The organism is Pseudomonas neuropathica, from assembly GCF_015461835.1.
GTDB classification, from domain to species: domain Bacteria; phylum Pseudomonadota; class Gammaproteobacteria; order Pseudomonadales; family Pseudomonadaceae; genus Aquipseudomonas; species Aquipseudomonas neuropathica.
Genome location: NZ_JACOPX010000001.1, coordinates 161903 through 182772, shown reverse-complemented (window position 1 = coordinate 182772; position 20870 = coordinate 161903). Strand labels below are relative to the sequence as shown.

Here is a 20870-nt window from a genome sequence, read left to right as displayed (position 1 = left end):
AGCGAGCCTGCTCGCGAAGGCGCCAGTCCAGACACTCGCGAATCAACAGAGACACCACAAGATGAACACCCTCAGCCCCCTGGGCCCGAACACCCCACGCATCGCCCTGATCGGCGAATGCATGATCGAACTGCAGCAACGCGCCGACGGCAGCCTGCAACAAAGCTTCGGCGGCGACACCCTGAACACCGCGGTGTATCTGTCCCGCGCCATGGGCGAGAAGGCCCAGGTCGATTACGTCACGGCACTGGGCGATGACAGTTTCAGCGACGCCATGTGCCGGATCTGGACCAGCGAAGGCATCGGCCTGGATCTGGTGCAGCGTCTGCCGGGGCGTTTACCGGGCCTGTATTGCATTCAGACCGATGCCAGCGGCGAGCGGCGTTTCCTCTATTGGCGCAACGAAGCGGCGGTTCGTGACTGTTTCACCACGCCGGCCGCCGCGCCGATTCTGGCGGCGTTGCCGGATTACGATGTGTTGTATTTCAGCGGCATCACCCTGGCGGTGCTTGGTGCGCTCGGCCGGGAAAAGCTCATCCAGACCTTGATCGAAGCGCGGCAGCGGGATGCGCGCATCGTCTTCGATAACAATTACCGGCCACGCCTGTGGGCCTCGGTAGAAGACGCGCGGGCGGCTTATCGCAACGTGTTGCCGTACGTTGATCTGGCGTTGCTGACGGTGGATGACGAACAGGCGCTGTTCGGTTTCGCCGATTGCGCGGCGGTGTTTGCCGCTTATGCGCAGTTCGGCACGCCGGAAGTGGTGCTCAAGCGTGGCGGCGAAGCCTGTTTGATTCAGTGTGATGGTGAAGCGTTCGAAGTGCCGGCGCTGAAGGTCGAGAAGGTGGTGGACACCACGGCGGCGGGGGATTCGTTCAGTGCGGCGTATCTGGCCAGTCGATTGCTGGGCGGCAGTCCGGTGGAGGCTGCCGAGGCCGGGCATCTGCTGGCGAGCCAGGTGATTCAGGTGCCGGGGGCATTGATTCCGAAACAGGCTTGAATGACCGCTTGCTGCGCAATCGGTTCGCGAGCAGGCTCGCTCCCACAGGGGGAGTGCATTCCAAATGTGGGAGCGAGCCTGCTCGCGATAGGGCCCTAAAGCCAAACCTTCAATCCCGGTAAAACACCTGCACCAGGTGATACCCGAACTTGCTCTTGATCGGCCCATGCACGGTGCGCAGCGGCTTTTTGAAAATCACCGCATCAATCGCGCCGACCATCTGCCCCGGCCGCACTTCACCCAGATCACCGCCGCGCTTGCCGGACGGGCAGGTCGAGAATTTCTTCGCCAGCACATCGAACGCTTCACCCTTGGCGATGCGTTGTTTGAGCTGTTCGGCCTCTTCGGCGGTTTTCACCAGAATGTGGCGGGCTTGGGCTTTCATCGTGCGATACCTGATAACGGGGTGACGGCGGGGCGCGGATTATGCCTCAAGTCACGGGGTTTGGCTGATCATCGTGCGGATCTTGCTGGCCAGCAGCTCAATGGCAAAGGGTTTGGCAACCATGTCCATGCCATCCTCAAGAAACCCCTGACGCTCGGCGGCTTTCTGCGCATAACCGGTCATGAACAACACCTTGAGACCCGGCCGATGCTGGCGGGCGATCTCCGCCAGTTGCCGGCCGTTCATGCCCGGCAGGCCGACGTCGGTGACCAGCAGATCGACGCGTAGATCGGACTCCAGCAGGGGCAGGGCGGTCTTGGCATCTTCGGCTTCGTGGGCCTGATAACCCAACTCCCTGAGCAGATCGAGCACCAGCATGCGCACCGCCGGGTCGTCCTCAACCACCATCACGGTTTCACCTGTCGCTGTCGCCGACGGTTGTTCAACGGCGACGATGGCCGGCCGTTCCGGTTCGACGCCATACAAGCGCGGCAGGTACAAGCGCACGCAAGTGCCCTGGCCCGGCAAGCTGTCTAGGCTGACATGACCACCCGACTGCTGGGCAAACCCATAAATCATCGACAGCCCCAGCCCGGTGCCCTGGCCGATGGGCTTGGTGGTGAAGAACGGATCGAAGGCCTTGGAACGCACCGAGGGCGTCATGCCGGTGCCGTTGTCGCTGACCGCCAGCATCAGGTAATCGCCGGCCTTGACCGGTTCGAGCGTGGTGATGTCGCTGCCGTCGAGGTAGACGTTGGCCGTTTCGATCACCAGTTCACCGCCATCGGGCATCGCATCACGGGCATTGATGACCAGGTTGAGCAGGGCGTTTTCCAGCTGGCTGACGTCGGTACTGACCGGCCACACGTTCTCGGCCAGACGCAGGGTCAGTTCGATCGGATCGCCCTTGGTACGGCGGATCAGGTCTTCCAGCGAGTGCACCAGTTCATTGGCGTCGAGGGTTTTGCGATCCAGCGACTGGCGCCGCGAGAACGCCAGCAATCGATGGGTCAGCGCTGCCGCACGGTTGGCCGATGACACGGCGGCTTCGGTAAAGCGAGCAATCTCGTCGGCCCGGCCGTTGGCGATGTAGCGTTGCATCAAATCGAGGCTGCCGATGATGCCGGTGAGCATGTTGTTGAAGTCGTGGGCGATACCGCCGGTGAGCTGGCCGACAGCCTCCATCTTCTGCGCGTGGCGCAAGGCATCTTCGGCGCGCTCGCGTTCGAACATCTCGTTCTGCAAACGCTGGTTGGCCTGGGCCAACTGTTCGGTGCGGGCGCTGACCCGTTCTTCCAGGGTTTCGTTGAGATTGCGCAAGGCTTCTTCGGTTTTCTTGCGCTCGGTCTCATCGATCACAAAGATATAGAAACCACTGATCGCGCCGTCGGCGGCGTAACGCGGCAGGTAATTCATCAGCGCGTGGCGATTGCTGCCATCGCGGTGCGGGGTATACAGGCTGAATGAGCACGGTCTGCCGGCCAGCGCCTCGGCAATGTAGGGCAGGCGCAGGAAATACGCTTCTTCACCGATGACTTCGCGAATCGTGCGCCCGTAGAGTTCCTGGGGCGTGAGGCCGTACCAGTCCAGATAGGCCGCGTTGTTCAGGCGGAAACGCTCTTCACAGTCGACATAACTGATCAGGATCGGCATGGCGTTGATGATCAGTTGCAGTTCGGTCTGGCTCTGGCGCAACGCCTGTTCGGTGTGTTTGCGCTCGGTCAGGTCCAGCGCCGCGCCGAGAAAGCGCATGGGCCGGCCATGATGATCCTTGTAGCAGCGCCCGCGGGCGAACACCCAGCGCACCTCGCCATCGCCTTGCTGCAAGCGATACTCCTCAGCGTATTCGGTGCCGTGGGTGATGCAGTGCTTGATGCTGCGCGCAATCATGGCGCGGTCTTCCGGGTGCACGCCTTGCAAGTAATCGCTGATCGGCAACCGGCCGGCGAGGCTGGGGTCGACGCCATGCAATTGGGCGAAATGCGCATCGGCGATAAAGCGGTCTTCGCCGATGTCCCAATCCCAGGTGCCGACAGCATCGGTCGCAGCCAGGGCCAGTTGCAGGCGCTCTTCGGTTTCCCGTTGGGCTTTGAGGCTTTCCTCCGAGCGTCGCTGCAGTTCCAGAGCGATGCGGCGGCGTTCGTTGGTTTCGATGGCGGTGACGAGGATTCCGGCGACTTGCGCGGTCTCATCACGAATCGGGCTATAGGTCAGATCCAGCCAGAAGTCGGATTCTCTGCCGTCTCGTTGCAGGGTGAAGCGTCTTTCGCTGTAGGTGCGAACCTGGCCCTGTAGGACGGCGCTGTAAATAGGGTCGGTAAAGTCGCGAAGTTCCGGCCAGATCTGGTGCGCAGGCTGTCCGAAAGCGTGCGGATGCTTGTGGCCGGCAAGCAGGGCGAAACCGTTGTTGTAGATCTGCGTGAGCTGCGGCCCCCACAACAACAGCATCGGCATTGGCGAGTGAATCACGATGTCCACCGCGGTGCGCAGGCTCTGCGGCCAGTTGCCGGCAGCGCCCAAGGGGCTGCGGCTCCAGTCGGTACGGGCGATCAGTGCCTGTGCGTCGTCGGTGTTCGGTACAGCATTCATTACATCAATCCTGAGCGTGGTTCGTTGAGGCGACGTCTATCATTGTTGCAGTTGATCTGCGCCAGGCGCAGGCCGTTGTCTGTTCATTGAATGCTTCGCGGGTGCTTTTTGCCATGGAAATCGATGCACTGTTGTCAATTTTGTCCAATAAAAACGGTTCGGACCTGTTCCTCTCCACGGGCGCACCGCCCAGTGCGCGCATTGACGGCGTGCTCACAGTGTTGAGCGAACGCCCGTTCAAGAACGGTGAAACCGCGGCCATCGGCGCCTCCCTGATGGACGCCGAGCAACGACGGGAGTTCGACCGGGATCTGGAAATGAACCTGGCGATTTCGCGAGCGGGCATCGGGCGTTTTCGCGTCAATATCTTCAAGCAGCGCAACGATGTATCGATCGTCATTCGCAATGTCAAACTCGACATTCCGCGTTTTGCCGATCTGAAATTGCCGGCAGTGCTGCTTGACACCGTCATGCTCAAGCAGGGGTTGATCCTTTTTGTCGGGGCCACCGATTCGGGCAAGTCGACCTCGCTGGCCGCGCTGATCGACCACCGCAACCGCCATAGCAGCGGGCACATCATCACCATCGAGGACCCGATCGAGTACATCCATCGCCACCAGCGCTCGATCATCAATCAACGGGAAGTCGGGGTCGATACACGCAGCTTCCACGCGGCCCTGAAAAACACCCTGCGCCAGGCACCGGACGTGGTGCTGATCGGCGAAATCCGTGACCGCGAAACCATGGAACATGCCCTGGCGTTCGCCGATACCGGGCATCTGGTGCTCTCGACGTTGCACGCGCACAACGCCAATCAGGCACTGGATCGGATTATCAATATGTTCCCGGAAGAACGGCGACCACAGTTGTTGCATACGCTGGGAAACAACCTGAAAGCATTTATCTCGCAACGCTTAGTGCGCACCATCGATGGGCAACGCAGGGCGGCTGTCGAGGTGCTGTTGGGCACGCCAACTATCGCAGATCTGGTTCGGCGCGGACAGTTCGAGGAGCTGAAACCGATAATGGAAAAATCCACCGAACTGGGTATGCAGACATTTGATGCGGCGCTGTACGCATTAGTCGCTGAAGGTGAAATCAGTGCACAGGAAGCTTTAAAGAATGCAGATTCGGTGAATAATCTGAAGTTGCGGATGAAACTTTCTGAAGAGGCAGATGTTGGTAATGATTCAACGTCCGAAGAATGGGGGTTGATCGATTAATGCTTTCTTGATTGTTTGTGGGGGGGGGGCTTCCGGAAATAGTTATTCATGTTTTTTAGATGGATTGGTCGTATCAAAGAAAGTAGAACGTCATCGCGCTGAAGTTGTCAGCTAATTAACTTGATGAGGTTCTAGTATGAATGATAAGACGCGGAATAAAACGTTCTGGTCTTCGGCTGTTGCTCTTTCCGAATGGAAGAGCAGGGATGAAGCCGATGCCGTTGAGCGTCAATTGGTTTTGGCTCAACTAGAGGGCGCGTTAAGCCAATACACGGATGATCAAAAGATCAATTGGTATGGGCATGAAGTAGAGTTGCAAGCCGGATCGTCGTTGTTCGAGATCTATAATCCCGGCAGCCTTTTGCTTAATGAGTTGCTTGCTACCGGCCCGGTATTCGGTGCGATTGCCAGGGAAGATGCAAGCGATCATGACGGACTTCTGCGCGTTACGCCCGACGGCAAGATGGAAGTCCGTGCGGTCAGGGGGTGGGTGGATCTGGTCGCGGCGCGGCACTTTGAATACAGTGTTCCGACACAATCTGCACTGACGTTGATTTCGGATATAGCAAAAGTGGCCGGTGGTTATATATGGCCTGATAACGATATAACTCTCGATCAATGGTTTCGCTTTCATGACATAAATTTGCCCGACAACAAGGCGAAGGTCAGGAATTTGATCGATTTGTTCAAATTTGATCCGCCAGTGCCAGAGCCGGGCAACTACTGGGAGCATTTTCAAACCGAAGATCCGGCATTGGTCGTATTAAGCGAGGAGCAGTTTTCAGCTATTCGTAATGCGACTGCCAAGTTGATGCCCAACAGAAAACTTCTCACGGCCCTCTACAATGTTACCGGTCGCGCCGCCGTCACACATGAAAGTGCGGCTCAACGGGTCATTGAACTCGTCAATCATCCGATTGCTCTGAATCTCGCCGGTGACTACCTGAAAGAACTGGGCTGGTTCGGTGTGAACGAGGGACAGCAGGCTTCCGATGACATTCTCCGGCAATTGCTGATGACGGCGATATTGCTCGACCTTGATCCATCGATTGGTCACGGCATACAACGTAATCGCGTGGTCGGACTTGATCTGTATGCGCCGAAAAATGTTGATCGTCACCCCTCGGTCATACTTGAGGCGCTGACGGCTGTGCTGCGAACCCGACAATGGGTTGAGGCTGGTCTGGAGCCGTTGGTTGCCCACTTGCTGTTGGCACGCAACGCACCCGAGTTTCTGGTCAGGGAGATTCCCTCGTCGGTTACCTTGGGTTCGATTGGATGGATCAATTTCTGTCGCGCCGTCATGCTGGTCGAGACACTGAAAACCGGTGCGACGCGTGGTATGACCTATGCGCAGGTCATGGCGTATGGCGAACTTGAACCGGTCAGTGAGTCGCAGAAACACAAGCGTGACCTGGCCATGATTGAGCCGATCGTCGATTGGGCATTGATCAACCAGGTTGTGACCGCCGCTGAACTCGAGCAGGCCGAGCAAACCACTACCCGACTTGCAATTGACGCATTCGAGCGCCACTCGGAAACGTTCTCTCAAATCGCCAAGGCATTTTCGACGCCGTTACCCGACAGAGCGAAGATTGCCCGATCCGCTTTGCAAATCGCCGCGCCTGGTTGCGACAGCCTGGACGAGAAAGCACTGTCCGAGAAAGGCGGACAGCAAGTCATGTCGATGGTCGACTTGCATCAATCAGGTGATCTGGTCTCTGGCCAGTGGGATAGACGTACCGTGCGCCTGGTCACTAACGGTGTCCCCAGGCCGGCCGTCAACTACAACCCGTCCGGTGTTAGCCTTTACGCGCGTTACCCGAACTTGTTGAAGCTAGGATCCTGTGACGAGGAGATGGATCGTCAGTTGGCTGTGCATTTCAATGATTTGAACAGCGCCATGTTGTCTAGCGTGAAACTGGCTTTGGCGCAGATGCCAGAGGCGGATTTGCAAGTCTTCATGAATGCCGATATTCACTTCCTGACCGTACGCGAGTCCGCCATTTATTTTAAATCGCGCGGCGTGGGCGGGCCCCTGAAAATTGATCTTGAGCAGGAAACAATGCAAAGCAGAGATGCCGCCACGGGACGTTTTGGCATTGTGATGTATGCGTCTCACGAGAATGCGGACATCTGCTACGAACTGTTCACATCGCGCGCAGAGACTCGAAAAAATGACGCCTTGGCGGCTTTCATCAAGCAAGAGCGAAAACTGCGACAACGTTCAAGAATGAGCGCCAGCGCGGATCTAACGTTTCCACTGAGCATCACCGCGACGCAACTTCTGCCGCTTGATGTAAAACGCTATACCCATGCGGCAGCCGAGGACTCTTCGATCACCAGCAGCATGGCGATTATCGATAATTTTGGCCTGCTGAACGCACCGCGAGCACCTTCGAAGCCAAAGCCGGGGTTCTATCAAAAATTCAACGACCCGAATATCGAACGTATCGCCACGTTCCTGGTTAAAAATCGACCTTATCTGAACAAAAACGAGCTGAGAGAACTGGTGCGCGTCCCGACTCCGCTTGAACTTTCCAGGGAGGAGGGCGAGCGATTGCTGACTTACTTCATCGACCTGGTGGTGCCTTTCAAAAAATGCATCGAGGATATTGCCTCGGGTGAACATGACAAGGTCGTCGACGGAGTTTACGGATGTCTGATGGATGGCATCGGCCTGGTGGGCACGGTGGCAGGAGCCACCTCCAAAGTCTTGAGTATTTCGGCGAAGGCTATTTCAACCACATCCAGGGCGGCGCGTTTTACCCGATTGGCATTCACCTCGGCCGTTTCCCTTCTCAACCCGCTGGATGGGGTGCCCTCTGGCATTCAGGCGGGCGGAAAACTGGTGAATAAGGGCTTGTTGCGTTTTAGCAAAAACAGCCATGAACTGGTTGCCAGGGCCAACAGCCAATTGCACAAACTCAGTGGTCGCCGGCAGTCCTATGATTTGCTCGGTGCGTCGCAAAGTACCCATTTGGGGTTGGGTCACTGGCAACCTCGCGGCACGCCTGGCAACGTTGTTGTTCTGGCGGCTCGCAGTGGCAACGAATGGTACGCCTTGAACCGCCGTGGCAAGTTGTGGGGTCAACCGCTGAGCGGCTTCGCCTATCAAACGCCCTTGCAGTTGCCGTATTCAACCAAGACACTTCCCGCGAGCTACACGCGCAACTTCATCGAAACAAGTCTGCCTCGCGCTCGGGCGAAGATTGACAACGCTATTGCTGCGATCAGCCGACATGAGTTCAAGCGAGACGGCGATCTGCTGATGAAGGCACTGTTCGGTAACACGCCGCAGGTAGCGACTGATCGACTGGTGAATTATCTGCGCTTGATTCGCTTTGATTTCGCTGGCTTCTCGGTGAGCAATACGCTTCTCGATGCAGTGAAGCATAACGAGACACTCGCCTCTTTTGATGTGAACAACTACAAGCGATGGAAAAGTGCCAGCTCCAACGACGCATCTGGTATAGCGTTTATCGAGATTTATACTCAAAACCTGAACAAACACTTCGTCAATCTGGGCTTCAACCATGACGTGGTGGCCGATGACCTGATCCATGAACTGTTCCATGGCAGCGCGCAGACCGTGGATGTCGGCTACGCCACGGACACAGAGCATGCAAGCCACAGCGGGCAGCGACTGGATGTAGCACAACTGCTGAATCTTGCGTCGGGCAACCTCCCTGTCGCGGACTCGATCGCTGGCAATCATGCGGTATCCAAGGCCTTTGAGAATGCCGACTCGCTGGCAATTGCCACTTCGTTACTGAGTCAGATGGCTACGGACAAAACGACATTCGACCGCAACATGACGATCATTCGCAGCGCACTCGATGCCAGTGGCGGTAGAGCGATTGGTCAGCCAGTTGTGATTACGCTGAACAAACCCCGCTGACGCCAGGCGCTGTCGCTGACGCTTGTTGTCAAAGCGTCAGCGCCGGGTTCAAACGCTCAGTTCCAGCCGATCCCGAAACTGCTCCAGCGCTTCGGGATTGGCCAACGCATCGGTGTTTTTCACCGGCCTGCCGTGCACCACCTCGCGCACTGCAAGTTCGACAATCTTGCCGCTGATGGTGCGCGGAATGTCCGTCACCGCAACGATCTTCGCCGGTACATGCCTTGGGGTGGTATTGGCGCGGATCTCCTGACGGATGCGTTGCTCCAATGCGTCATCCAGTGCCAGCCCTTCGCGCAACTTCACAAACAGCACAACCCGCACGTCATCCTGCCACTGCTGACCGATAGCGACGCTGTCCAGCACTTCGCTGACTTTCTCGACCTGCCGATAGATCTCCGCTGTGCCAATGCGCACGCCACCCGGGTTGAGCACTGCGTCAGAGCGGCCATGGATCAGCATCCCGCCGTGAGGCCGTTGCTCGGCATAATCGCCCTGTGCCCAGACCCCGGGAAACAGGCTGAAATACGATTGCCGCAATTTTGCGCCGTCCGGGTCATTCCACAGGCCAATCGGCATGGCCGGGAAATGCCGGGTGCAGACCAGTTCACCTTTTTCACCAAGCACCGGTTGGCCGGCGTCATTCCAGACTTCGACCGCCATGCCCAGGCTCTTGCCCATGATCTCGCCGCGCCGCACCGAGGACAGCGGATTGGCGTTGACGAAGCACGAAACGATATCAGTGCCACCCGACATCGACGCCAGGCATACATCCGCTTTCAAATCGCGATAGACGAAGTCATAGCTTTGCGGCGATAACGCTGAGCCCGTGCACAGCAGCGTCTTCAGGCTGCCCAGATCATGACTTTCCCGGGGCTTGGCGCCGCTGCTTTCCAGGGTGGCGAGAAACTTGGGGCTGGTGCCGAACACGCTGATGCGCTCGTCGTCGATCAAGTCGAGCAAACGCTGGTTGTCCGGGTGAAACGGCGAGCCGTCGTACAGCACCACAGCGCTGCCGACCGCGAGCGCCGAGACCAGCCAGTTCCACATCATCCAGCCGCAGGTGGTGTAGTAGAAAAGTCGATCGCCGGGGCCGAGATCGCAATGCAGGCCGTGTTCCTTGACATGTTGCAGCAACACGCCGCCGGTGCTGTGGACGATGCATTTCGGCACGCCGGTGGTGCCGCTGGAATACAGCACGTACAGCGGATGATGGAACGGCACCGGGACAAAGTCCGGTTCGCCACCGACCTGATAAAAGTCATCCCACAAAGTCACTTCGGCGGGAGTCTTGTAAGCCTCGACACGGGCCTGCAGCTCAGCGTAAGGCACGATGATCAACTGCTTCAGCGTTGGCAGTTGCTCAAGTATTCCGTTGATCTTGTCGGTCTGCGCGATGACTTTGCCGGCATAGCGATAACCGGCGCAGGTGAGCAGCACCTTGGGTTCGATCTGGCCGAAGCGATCGATCACCCCATGGGTGCCGAAATCCGGCGAGGAACACGACCAGATCGCACCGAGGCTGGTGGTAGCGAGCATCGCCACCAGGGTCTGCCAGGTATTGGGCATGCAGGCGGCGACGCGATCGCCAAGACCAACACCGGCGGCGCGCAAACCGGCTTGAAATCCGGCGACATGCTCGGCGAGTTCGGCCCAGGTCAACTGCTCGCGTTGACCGTTTTCCGCCACGCTGATCACCGCCACGGCATCGTCACGCCGCCGCAGCAGGTGTTCGGCGAAGTTCAGCGTGGCGCCTGGAAACCACTCGGCGTCGGGCATCTTTGAGCCTTCGCGCAGCACGGCATCGGGTTGCGTGTGGAAGCGGATATCGAAGAAGTCGACAATCGCCTGCCAGAATTCCGCGCGCTGCTCGACGCTCCATTGGTGCAGGGCAGGGTAATCGTCGACTTTCAGTGAATGGCGTTGATTGACCGCACGACGGAAGGTGTCCATGCGCGACTGGGCGATACGGTTGGCGTCGGGTTGCCAGAGGATGTCGGACATTGTTTGCCTCTTGTTTTATTCATGCACACAGCTTGGGCGGTTCACCTATCCCCTGCAGGAGTGAGCCTGCTCGCGATAGCGGTGTGCCAGAACCGTAAAAGTTAACTGACACAAAGCTATCGCGAGCAGGCTCCCTCCTACAGGGACGCAGCATTACTGCGCCAGCCACCCACCATCAATATTCCACGCCGCGCCGCGCACCTGGCTGCCAGCCTCGCTGCACAAAAACAACACCAGTTCGCCCAGATGCTGCGGCGTCACGAATTCCAGCGATGGTTGCTTCTCGGCCAGCAAATCATGCTGCGCCTGCTGCGGATCGACCCCCTTGGCCGCACGATCATCGATCTGCTTCTGTACCAGTGGCGTGAGCACCCAGCCCGGGCAGATTGCGTTGCAGGTGACATTGCTGGTCGCGGTTTCCAGGCCGACCACTTTGGTCAAGCCGATCACGCCGTGCTTGGCGGCGACATACGCCGCTTTGCCGGTCGAACCGACCTGGCCATGCACGGAGGCGATATTGATGATCCGCCCCCAGCCTTTGGCGCGCATTCCCGGCAAGCTCAGACGCGTGCTGTGAAATACCGAAGACAGGTTGATGGCAATGATCGAGTCCCAGCGCTCGACCGGAAAATCCTCCACGGCGGCGACGTGCTGGATGCCGGCGTTGTTGACCAGAATGTCGACACCGCCGAATTCGCGCTCGGCGTAATTGATCATGTCGGCGATCTGCGCCGGGTCACTGACATCGGCCGGATGATGGCCGACCTTGCCGCCGAACCGGGCGACTTCGGCGATGACTTTCGACGCATCGCCAAAACCATTGAGAATCAGATTCGCGCCAGCCTTGGCCAGGCTCAGTGCGATGCCCAGACCAATGCCGCTGGTGGAACCAGTCACCAGCGCGGTCTTGCCGGAAAGAGTCGTCATGAATACCTCACACAATGCCAGTGGCGTAGAAGGTGCCGATCACTACGAAAACCGCCAGGGTCTTGATCAGCGTAATACAGAAAATGTCTTTGTAGGCTTCGCGGTGGGTCAGGCCCGTCACCGCGAGCAAGGTGATGACCGCGCCGTTGTGCGGCAGGGTGTCCATGCCGCCACTGGCCATCGCGGCGACGCGGTGCAGCACTTCCAGCGGAATGTTCGCGGCGTGGGCCGCACTGATGAACTGCTCGGACATCGCCGCCAGCGCAATGCTCATGCCGCCGGAAGCGGAACCGGTGATACCGGCCAACAGGGTCACGGTGATGGCTTCGTTAACCAGCGGATTGGGAATCTGCTTGAGCCAGTCCGCCAGCACCAAAAAGCCTGGCAGCGACGCGATCACCGCGCCGAAGCCATACTCCGAGGCGGTGTTCATCGCCGCCAGTAATGCGCCGCTCACGGCACTTTTGCTGCCTTCGGCGAGCTTGCTGCGAATCGCCTGAAAGCCAAACGCCAGCACCATCAGAATGCCGACCAGCAAAGCCGCCTGCACGGCCCAGATCGCCGTCAGTTTGGCGATCTCGGTGGTCACCGGAGCCGCCATGCCCGGCAGCGCGAGACTGTGGGTCTTGCCGTACCACTGCGGAATCCATTGGGTGAACAGCAGGTTCATGATGCCCACCGCCAGCAATGGCGACAGGGCAAGCCATGGGTTTGGCAGTTTCAGATCTTCAGCGGTTTCCGGCTCGTTGCGCAATTCAGTGCCGTAGCCTTCGCCAGCACGTTGCGCCTTGTTGCGTTGCCGCTGCAGAAACAGCATGCCGGTGCAGAACACGAAAATCGTGCCGATCACACCCAGCCACGGCGCCGCCCATGCGGTGGTGTTGAAAAAGGTGCTGGGGATGATGTTCTGGATCTGCGGCGTGCCGGGCAGGGCGTCCATGGTGAACGAGAAAGCGCCGAGAGCGATGGTGGCCGGGATCAGCCGCTTGGGGATATTGCTCTGGCGGAACATCTCGGCAGCAAACGGATAGACCGCGAAGACCACCACGAACAGCGACACGCCGCCGTAAGTAAGCAGAGCGCAGACCAGTACGATCACCAGCATCGCTTGCTTGGTGCCGAGCAAGCGAATGGCCGCCGCGACAATCGAACGGGAGAAGCCCGACAGTTCGATCAACTTGCCGAACACGGCGCCGAGCAGGAATACAGGGAAATACAATTTGATGAAGCCGACCATTTTCTCCATGAACACCCCGGTGAACGCAGGGGCGACGGCGGAAGGGTCGGTGAGCAGAACGGCGCCGAGGGCGGCAATCGGGGCGAAGAGGATAACGCTGTAGCCACGGTAGGCGGCCAGCATTAGCAGCGCCAGGGCTGCCAAGGCAATGATCACACTCATGGTGTGTCTCTCCAGAATTGTTATTTTTGTGGGTAGAACGGGTGTGGGAGAGGTGTTAGCGAGATCTGTGCCAAATGTTTAAGTGATTGAAATATATGAAGTTAAGCTGAGCTCTTGAGTCGCAAGCGCTTTATTTGTCTCTGTTTTGAGATAGCGTTGATTGATTTGGCGTCATCGCGAGCAGGCTCACTCCCACAGGGGTGATGTGTACACCCGTCAAACTGTAGGAGTGAGCCTGCTCGCGATGAGTGCGAAGCACTCCCGGGTGCCTATCTACATATGGAGATCTATGTCTCTGTGTAGAGACTCAGCCAATCCCCAACGCCACCATTTTCTTGTACAACGTCGATCGCCCAAGCCCCAATCGAGCCGCCGCTTCCGGCACGTTCCCGGTACATTGCGCAAGAGCTGCCTGAATCAGTTGCCGATCAAATCGCTCCCGCGCCTGCGCGTAAGTCTCGGTCGTCATCGCTTCAGCCATCGACGCCAGCGCACGTTCAACCGGCGTCACCGTGCCAATCGCCGCACGGATATCCTGCTCGGTCAGCATCAAGTCATCACTGAGCAACGCCGCCCGTTCGAGCACATTACGCAGTTCGCGAATGTTCCCCGGCCAGGCATGCTGGCCGAGCAACGCCAGCGCATCCCGGTGCAATTCGTGTTGGCTGCGCAGTTCTTCCAGAATCGCTTCACTGAGCGCCGGCAGATCATCAAGACGTTCACGCAATGGTGGTACCTGAATCGGCAACACATTCAGGCGATAGTACAAATCGGCACGAAACTCGCCGCGCTTGATCGCTGCTTGCAGATCGGTCGAGGTGGCAGCGATCACGCGCACGTCGCTCTGAATCACCTCGTTGGAGCCGACCGGTTCGAACTCCTTTTCCTGCAACACGCGCAGCAGTTTGCTTTGCAGGGGCAGTGGCATGTCGCCGATCTCGTCGAGGAATAACGTGCCGCCCTGGGCAATCTGCAACTTGCCGGTGCGACCCTTGCGGTCAGCGCCGGTGAACGCGCCCGGTGCCGTGCCGAAAAATTCCGCCTCCAGCAGTGCCTCGGGAATTGCCGCGCTGTTAATGCTGACGAATGCTTTGTGCGCCCGTGGCGAGGCACTGTGAATCGCTTGGGCCAGCAGCTCTTTGCCGGTGCCGGTCTCACCGAGCAGCAATACCGGCGACTCGGCGCTGGCGCTGCGCCGGGCGCGGCGTTTGACTTCAAGGCTGGCGGCGCTGGTGCCGATGAAATGGGCGAAGTTGTATTTGGTCTGCCGGGCGCGCAGCAGAGAACGGGTCGAGGCCAGCTCTTCCTGCATGCTCAAGTAACGTTTGAGCATCGGTGACAACGTGCGCAACTCGTCGAACAGGGCAAAACCGATCGCGCCGATCACCGTGCCGGCGTCATCGTGGATCGGCAGACGCATCACCACCAGAGGCTCTTTAGGGGTGTCCTGCATATCGAGAAGAATGGGCCGCCCGGTACGCACTACTTCGCGCAACAGACTGCCAGGGATCACGCTCTCACAAGGCTTGCCGATCGCGCCTGCCGCCGATTCAAGACCGAAGCGCCGGGCGTAACGCTCGTTCATCCAGACGATGTTGGCGTCGCGGTCGACAATCACCGTGCCCTCGCTGGATTGCTCGATGATCTCGAACAGCGAACGGATCGCCAAGGTGCGAACCCGTTGGTAGTCCTTGAGGCTTTCGGTGGTGTTCATCTGACAGATCCTGAGGATATTTCGCCTGTTATGACGCCATCGCGAGCAGGCTCACTCCTACAGTTGAAACGCATTTCATTGCAGGAGTGAGCCTGCTCGCGATGAATTCGACACAGTTGTTCGACGTGCCCGGGATTATGCCTACCCCGGATGCGCCGCCGCCAACAGCTCTTTGGTGTACGGATGCTGCGGCGCATCAAACACCTCATGGCTGGCGCCACGTTCGACCACTTTGCCGTCCTTGATCACGATCATGTCGTGGGCCAGCGCGCGCACCACCGCCAGGTCATGGCTGATGAACAGATAGGTCAAACCGTGTTTTTCCTGAAGCTGACGGAGCAGGGCGACTACTTGTTTCTGTACCGTGCGATCCAGCGCCGACGTCGGCTCGTCGAGTAGAATCAGCGCCGGTTTCAGCACCAGAGCTCGGGCGATAGCGATGCGTTGGCGCTGGCCACCGGAGAATTCGTGGGGATAGCGATGGCGACTTTGCGGGTCGAGGCCGACCTCTTTGAGTACACGGATGACTTGCTCATCGCATTCATCAGCCGTCGACTCGCAGTGCACTTCCAGGCCTTCGCTGATGATCTGCGCGACTGACATGCGTGGGCTGAGGCTGCCGAACGGATCCTGAAACACCACCTGCATCTGTCGGCGCCATGGGCGCATTTGCTTCTGATTAAGACCGTCCAGTGCCTCACCCTGAAAGCGGATACTACCTTCGGAGTCGAGCAGACGCAGGATCGCCTGACCCAGGGTCGACTTGCCCGAACCCGACTCGCCGACGATGCCCAACGTCTTGCCACGCTGAATGCTCAGGCTGATGCCATCCACCGCGCGCAGGTACTGTTTGCGCTGGAACAGACCGCCACCGACGACAAACTCAACCTTGAGATCGTCAACTTCCAGCACGTTTTCGCGCTCATCCCGAGGCAGTGCTTCGCCTTCGGGCTCGGCGTTGAGCAGCACGCAGCTGTAAGGATGCTTCGGTTCGGTGAACAGGGTTTCGCAGGGTGCCTGCTCGACGATTTCCCCGGCCTTCATCACGCACACGCGTTGCGCAATGCTGCGCACCAGATTGAGGTCATGGCTGATCAGCAGCAGCGACATGCCCAGGCGCTGTTGCAGGGATTTGAGCAGCAGCAGGATCTTGCGCTGCACGGTCACGTCGAGCGCGGTGGTCGGTTCGTCGGCGATCAACAGCTCCGGTTCGCAGGCCAGGGCCATGGCGATCATCACCCGTTGTCGTTGTCCGCCGGAAAGTTGATGCGGATAGGCCTTGAGGCGTTCCTTGGGTTTCTGGATGCCCACCAGACCGAGCAGTTCGAGGATCCGCGCCTGCGCTGCTTTGCCACCGAGGCCACGGTGCAGCAGCAGGGTTTCGCCGATCTGTTTTTCGATGGTGTGCAGCGGATTCAGCGAGGTCATCGGCTCCTGAAAAATCATGGCGATGCGGTTGCCACGCAATTCGCGCAGGACCTTGGGGTCTGCACCGATCAGCTCCTGTCCGCGATAGCGAATGCTGCCAGCGGTTTGCGCTTCGCTTTCGGGCAGCAATTGCAGAATAGAGTGGGCGGTCACCGATTTGCCCGAGCCCGACTCGCCAACCAAGGCCAGACACTCGCCGGGGCGGATGTCCAGGCACAGGTCGCGCACTACGGTCTGGTCATGGAAGGCAACGTTGAGGTTGCGGATTTCAATCAGGTTGTCAGTCATGGCCACGCTTCAGGATCGAGGGTCGAACGCGTCACGCAACGCTTCGCCGATGAAAACCAATAAAGAAAGAATCAGCGCCAGGGTGAAAAATGCCGTCAACCCGAGCCACGGTGCTTGCAGATTCTGTTTGCCCTGGCCGATCAACTCACCCAGCGAGGCGCTGCCGGCGGGCATGCCGAAACCGAGAAAATCCAGCGCGGTGAGGGTGGAAATCGCCCCGGTCAGAATGAACGGCAAGTAGCTCAATGTTGCATTCATGGCGTTGGGCAGAATGTGTCGGAAGATCACCTTGCGATCGCTCAGGCCCAGCGCGCGGGCGGCTTTGACGTACTCCAGATTACGTCCGCGCAGGAACTCGGCGCGCACCACATCCACCAGCGCCAGCCATGAGAACAGCGCCATGATCCCCAGCAGCCACCAGAAATTCGGCTCGACGAAACCGGAGAGGATGATCAACAGGTACAACACCGGCAGCCCCGACCAGACTTCCAGCAAGCGCTGCCCGAGCAGGTCGACCCAGCCGCCGTAGTAGCCCTGCAATGCCCCGGCGGCGATGCCGATCAGAGCGCTGACAAAGGTCAGCATCAAGGCAAACAGAATCGACACCCGAGCACCGAAAATCACCCGCGCGAGCACGTCTCGCGCCTGATCGTCTGTGCCCAGCCAATTGACCGCCGTCGGCGGGCTCGGCGCCGGTTTGTTGAGGTCGTAGTTCGGCGTGTCATCGCTGAACGGAATCGGCGGGAACAGCAGCCAGCCACCGTCCTTGCGAATCAGGTTCTGCACATAGTCGCTGCGGTAATCGGCCTGGAACGGCAGCTGTCCGCCGAACTCCTGCTCGGTGTGGCGCTTGAACACCGGGAAGTACCACTGGTCCTGATAGCTGACGACCAGAGGCTTGTCATTGGCGATCAACTCACCACCCAGTGTCACCACAAACAGGCCGATAAACAGCCATAACGACCACCAGCCACGACGGTTTTTCTTGAAGCGCTCGAAGCGCCGGCGGCCCAGAGGCGAGAGCTTGAACATCAGGCGTTCCTCGCAGCGAAGTCGATACGCGGGTCAACCAGCGTGTAACACAAGTCCCCCACCAGTTTTATCAGCAGGCCGAAGAGGGTAAAGATGAACAGCGAACCAAACACCACCGGATAGTCCCGCGAAACTGCTGCTTCGTAGCTCATGCGCCCAAGACCATCGAGGGAGAAGATCACTTCGATCAGCAAGGAGCCGGCGAAGAACACACTGATGAATGCCTGAGGGATGCCGGACACCACCAGCAGCATCGCGTTGCGGAACACATGGCCGTACAGCACGCGACGCTCGCTCAGGCCTTTGGCGCGCGCGGTCACCACATACTGGCGGGTGATTTCATTGAGAAACGAGTTTTTGGTCAGGATCGTCAGTGTGGCGAAACCACCGATCACCAGCGCCGTCACCGGCAGCACCAGGTGCCAGAAGTAGTCGGCGATCTTGCCGAGAGTCGACAGCGATTCGAAGTTGTCCGACACCAGGCCACGCACCGGAAACCAGTTCAATGACGTGCCGCCGGCAAACACCACGATCAGGAACATCGCAAACAGAAACGCTGGCATCGCGTAGCCGATGATGATCGCCGTGCTGCTCCAGATATCGAAATGACTGCCATGGTGCACGGCCTTGCGGATCCCCAGCGGGATCGACACCAGATAGGTGATCAGTGTCGCCCATAGCCCGAGGGAAATGGTCACCGGCATTTTTTCCAGGATCAGGTCGGTGACTGTCGCGCCACGGAAAAAGCTTTTGCCGAAATCCAGTTGTGCGTAGTTCTTCAGCATCAGCCACAAGCGTTCATGGGCCGGTTTGTCGAAGCCGTACTGTTTTTCGATGTCCTTGATCAGTTGCGGATCGAGGCCGCGACTGGCGCGGGAAGTACCGCTCATGGTTTCGCTGGCACCGCCGCCGACACTGGCGCCGCCAATCCCTTGCAGGTGGGCGATGGCCTGTTCCACCGGACCGCCGGGCGCGGCCTGGATAATCACGAAATTGACCAGCAGGATGATCACCAGCGTCGGGATGATCAGCAGCAGGCGCCGCAGTATGTAACCCCACATCAGTGCGGCCCTCCGGGTCTGCCACGGGCAATTTTTTCCGCGGTCATCTGCTGATTGGTCAGCGGTGTGCTGCTGATTTCCCACCAGCTCTCGATGGCTTCGTCATTGCTGGCTTGCACCGACGGAATGCCGAAACGGTTCCACCACACAGTCGAGGTGCCCGGTGGATAGTAGTTGGGAATCCAGTAGTAATTCCATTGCAGGACCCGGTCCAGGGCGTGCGCGTAATGCAGCATGTCGGACTGGGTGGAGGCGCGGATCAGGCCGTTGATCAACGTATCCACGGCAGGATTTTTCAACACCATGTAGTTGTTCGCGCCCGGGTCGTTGGCCGACGCGGAGGCGAAGTAATTGAGCAATTCGCCCCCCGGCGAGGTGCTGACCGGGTAGCCGGTGACGATCATGTCGTAGTCGCGGCTCATCAAGCGATTGACGTATTGCGAGGAGTCGATACGGCGAATGTTCAGATCGATGCCGATCTGTTTCAGTGTGCGCTTGTAGGGCAGCAACAAGCGATCCATGCCGTTCTGACTGACCAGGAAGGTGAAGCTCAATGGCTCGCCCTGGGCATTCACCAACTGATCGCCATCCGGTTTCCAGCCCGCCTGTTCGAGCAGTTCGAGGGCTTGCAGCTGTTTGTCACGGATGACGCCGCTGCCATCGGTTTTCGGCGCTTCGAAGACTTTAGTGAAAACCTCGTCGGGAACCTGGCCGCGCAACGGTTCGAGGATTTTCAGTTCCTGCGCATCGGGCAGTTCGCTTGCCGCCAGTTGCGTGTTGGAAAAGTAGCTCTGCTGGCGGATATACATACCGCGCATCATCTGCCGGTTGCTCCACTCGAAGTCCCAAAGCATGGCCAATGCCTGGCGTACGCGGCGATCGGCGAACATCGGTTTCTGCAGGTTGAACACAAAGCCTTGGGCTGACTGTGGCGCCTCGGTGGCCAGATGCGCCTTTTGCAAGCGCCCGTCGCTGAGTGCAGGGCTGTCATAGCCGATCGAGTAGCCAGTGGCCGAGAACTCGCGGTTGTAGTCATAGGCGCCACCGCGCAGCACTTGGCGGGCGACGTCGGTATCACCGAAGTACTCGATGCTGAAGTGATCGAAATTGTACAAGCCGCGACTGACCGGCAAATCCTTGCCCCACCAGTCGGCGTTGCGCTCAAACGTGATGCTGCGCCCCGAATCGACTTTGCCGACTCGATACGGGCCGCTGCCCAGGGGTGCTTCATAACCGCCGCCGCCGGCGAAATCGCGACTCTTCCACCAATGCTCGGGGAATACCGGCAGGGTCGCGATGTCCAGTGGCAGGGTGCGGTTTTCATTACTCTTGAAGTCGAAGCGCACGGTCAGCGGCGCTTCGACTTCGACGCCTTTGACGTCGGCAAACTGGGTGCGATAACGCAGGCTGCCCTGGGTCATCAATAAATCGTAGGTGTAACGCACGTCTTCGGCGGTGATCGCTTTGCCGTCGGCGAAGCGAGCCTTGGGATTGATATAGAAGCGCAGCGACAGACCATCGTCCGAGCGTTCCATCTTTTGCGCGACCAGACCGTAGACCGTGTAAGGCTCGTCGAGCGAACGCTGGGCCAGCGGCGAATAGAGCAAGCCATCGATCTGAGTGACGCCGATGCCTTTGTCTATATAAGGAAGGACATGGTCGAAATGGCCAATCTCGATGGCCGAGCGGCGCATCGTCCCGCCCTTGGGCGCTTGCAGGTTGGTGTAGTCGAAATGACTGAAGCCGGCAGGATACTTGGCAGGCTCGCCATAAACGGTCAACGCGTGTTGCGGTGCAGCGTTTGCGCCGGTGGCGCCCGTCAACAGGGCGAGGGCGGTGAGCATCAATGTGGGGAAAACCAGTCGCATTGTCAGCCTTGGAACCGGGAAATCGATAAGCGCAAGTTGTACGCGAGAGGC

13 protein-coding genes are annotated in these 20870 nt (G+C 58.8%); 3 read left to right on the top strand and 10 right to left on the bottom strand.

What is annotated here, in order from left to right:
* Positions 1-61: 61 nt before the first annotated feature.
* Positions 62-1000, top strand: a complete 939-nt coding sequence (locus H8F23_RS00780) for a sugar kinase (protein WP_194933065.1) — start codon at positions 62-64, stop codon at positions 998-1000.
* Positions 1001-1109: 109 nt separating this feature from the next.
* Here H8F23_RS00780 and H8F23_RS00775 read toward each other — a convergent pair whose 3' ends face one another.
* Together H8F23_RS00775 and H8F23_RS00770 are read right to left on the bottom strand one after the other, a co-directional pair.
* Entirely contained in the window at positions 1110-1385 is a 276-nt protein-coding gene (locus tag H8F23_RS00775) for a peptidylprolyl isomerase (protein WP_007912322.1), read from the bottom strand.
* Positions 1386-1436: 51 nt separating this feature from the next.
* Complete coding sequence (locus H8F23_RS00770; RefSeq protein WP_194933064.1) at positions 1437-3974, bottom strand: PAS domain-containing hybrid sensor histidine kinase/response regulator; 2538 nt, start codon at positions 3972-3974, stop codon at positions 1437-1439.
* A gap of 113 nt (positions 3975-4087) precedes the next feature.
* On the opposite strand from H8F23_RS00770, the gene H8F23_RS00765 reads away from it, so the two are divergent.
* Both H8F23_RS00765 and H8F23_RS00760 read left to right on the top strand, forming a co-directional pair.
* On the top strand, positions 4088-5197 hold the full coding sequence (locus H8F23_RS00765) for a PilT/PilU family type 4a pilus ATPase (RefSeq protein WP_194933063.1): 1110 nt from the start codon (positions 4088-4090) through the stop codon (positions 5195-5197).
* Positions 5198-5333: 136 nt separating this feature from the next.
* Positions 5334-9098 carry a hypothetical protein gene (locus tag H8F23_RS00760; protein WP_194933062.1) on the top strand — a complete coding sequence of 1255 codons (3765 nt, stop codon included), beginning with the start codon at positions 5334-5336 and terminating at the stop codon, positions 9096-9098.
* Positions 9099-9146: 48 nt separating this feature from the next.
* Here H8F23_RS00760 and H8F23_RS00755 read toward each other — a convergent pair whose 3' ends face one another.
* The 8 genes from H8F23_RS00755 to H8F23_RS00720 all read right to left on the bottom strand — a co-directional run bounded on the left by H8F23_RS00755 (position 9147) and on the right by H8F23_RS00720 (position 20819).
* Complete coding sequence (locus H8F23_RS00755; RefSeq protein ID WP_194933061.1) at positions 9147-11102, bottom strand: acetoacetate--CoA ligase; 1956 nt, start codon at positions 11100-11102, stop codon at positions 9147-9149.
* Positions 11103-11255: 153 nt separating this feature from the next.
* Entirely contained in the window at positions 11256-12029 is a 774-nt protein-coding gene (gene hbdH / locus H8F23_RS00750; RefSeq protein ID WP_007912316.1) for a 3-hydroxybutyrate dehydrogenase, read from the bottom strand.
* 7 nt (positions 12030-12036) lie between these two features.
* Positions 12037-13428 carry a GntP family permease gene (locus H8F23_RS00745; protein WP_093430962.1) on the bottom strand — a complete coding sequence of 464 codons (1392 nt, stop codon included), beginning with the start codon at positions 13426-13428 and terminating at the stop codon, positions 12037-12039.
* A 307-nt stretch (positions 13429-13735) separates the two neighbouring features.
* The gene (locus tag H8F23_RS00740; protein ID WP_194933060.1) at positions 13736-15142 is read right to left on the bottom strand and encodes a sigma-54 interaction domain-containing protein; all 1407 of its coding nucleotides are present in this window, start codon (positions 15140-15142) and stop codon (positions 13736-13738) included.
* A 141-nt stretch (positions 15143-15283) separates the two neighbouring features.
* Positions 15284-16858 (bottom strand): ABC transporter ATP-binding protein, encoded by a 1575-nt coding sequence (locus H8F23_RS00735; protein ID WP_194933059.1) that lies wholly within the window; start codon positions 16856-16858, stop codon positions 15284-15286.
* Positions 16859-16867: 9 nt separating this feature from the next.
* Positions 16868-17890: an ABC transporter permease gene (locus H8F23_RS00730; RefSeq protein ID WP_093430971.1), complete on the bottom strand. Its 1023-nt coding sequence runs from the start codon at positions 17888-17890 to the stop codon at positions 16868-16870.
* Positions 17890-18951 (bottom strand): microcin C ABC transporter permease YejB, encoded by a 1062-nt coding sequence (locus H8F23_RS00725; RefSeq protein ID WP_034154280.1) that lies wholly within the window; start codon positions 18949-18951, stop codon positions 17890-17892. Before H8F23_RS00725 ends, H8F23_RS00730 begins: the two co-directional genes overlap by 1 nt.
* Positions 18951-20819: an extracellular solute-binding protein gene (locus H8F23_RS00720; protein WP_194933058.1), complete on the bottom strand. Its 1869-nt coding sequence runs from the start codon at positions 20817-20819 to the stop codon at positions 18951-18953. Before H8F23_RS00720 ends, H8F23_RS00725 begins: the two co-directional genes overlap by 1 nt.
* Positions 20820-20870 lie beyond the last annotated feature (51 nt).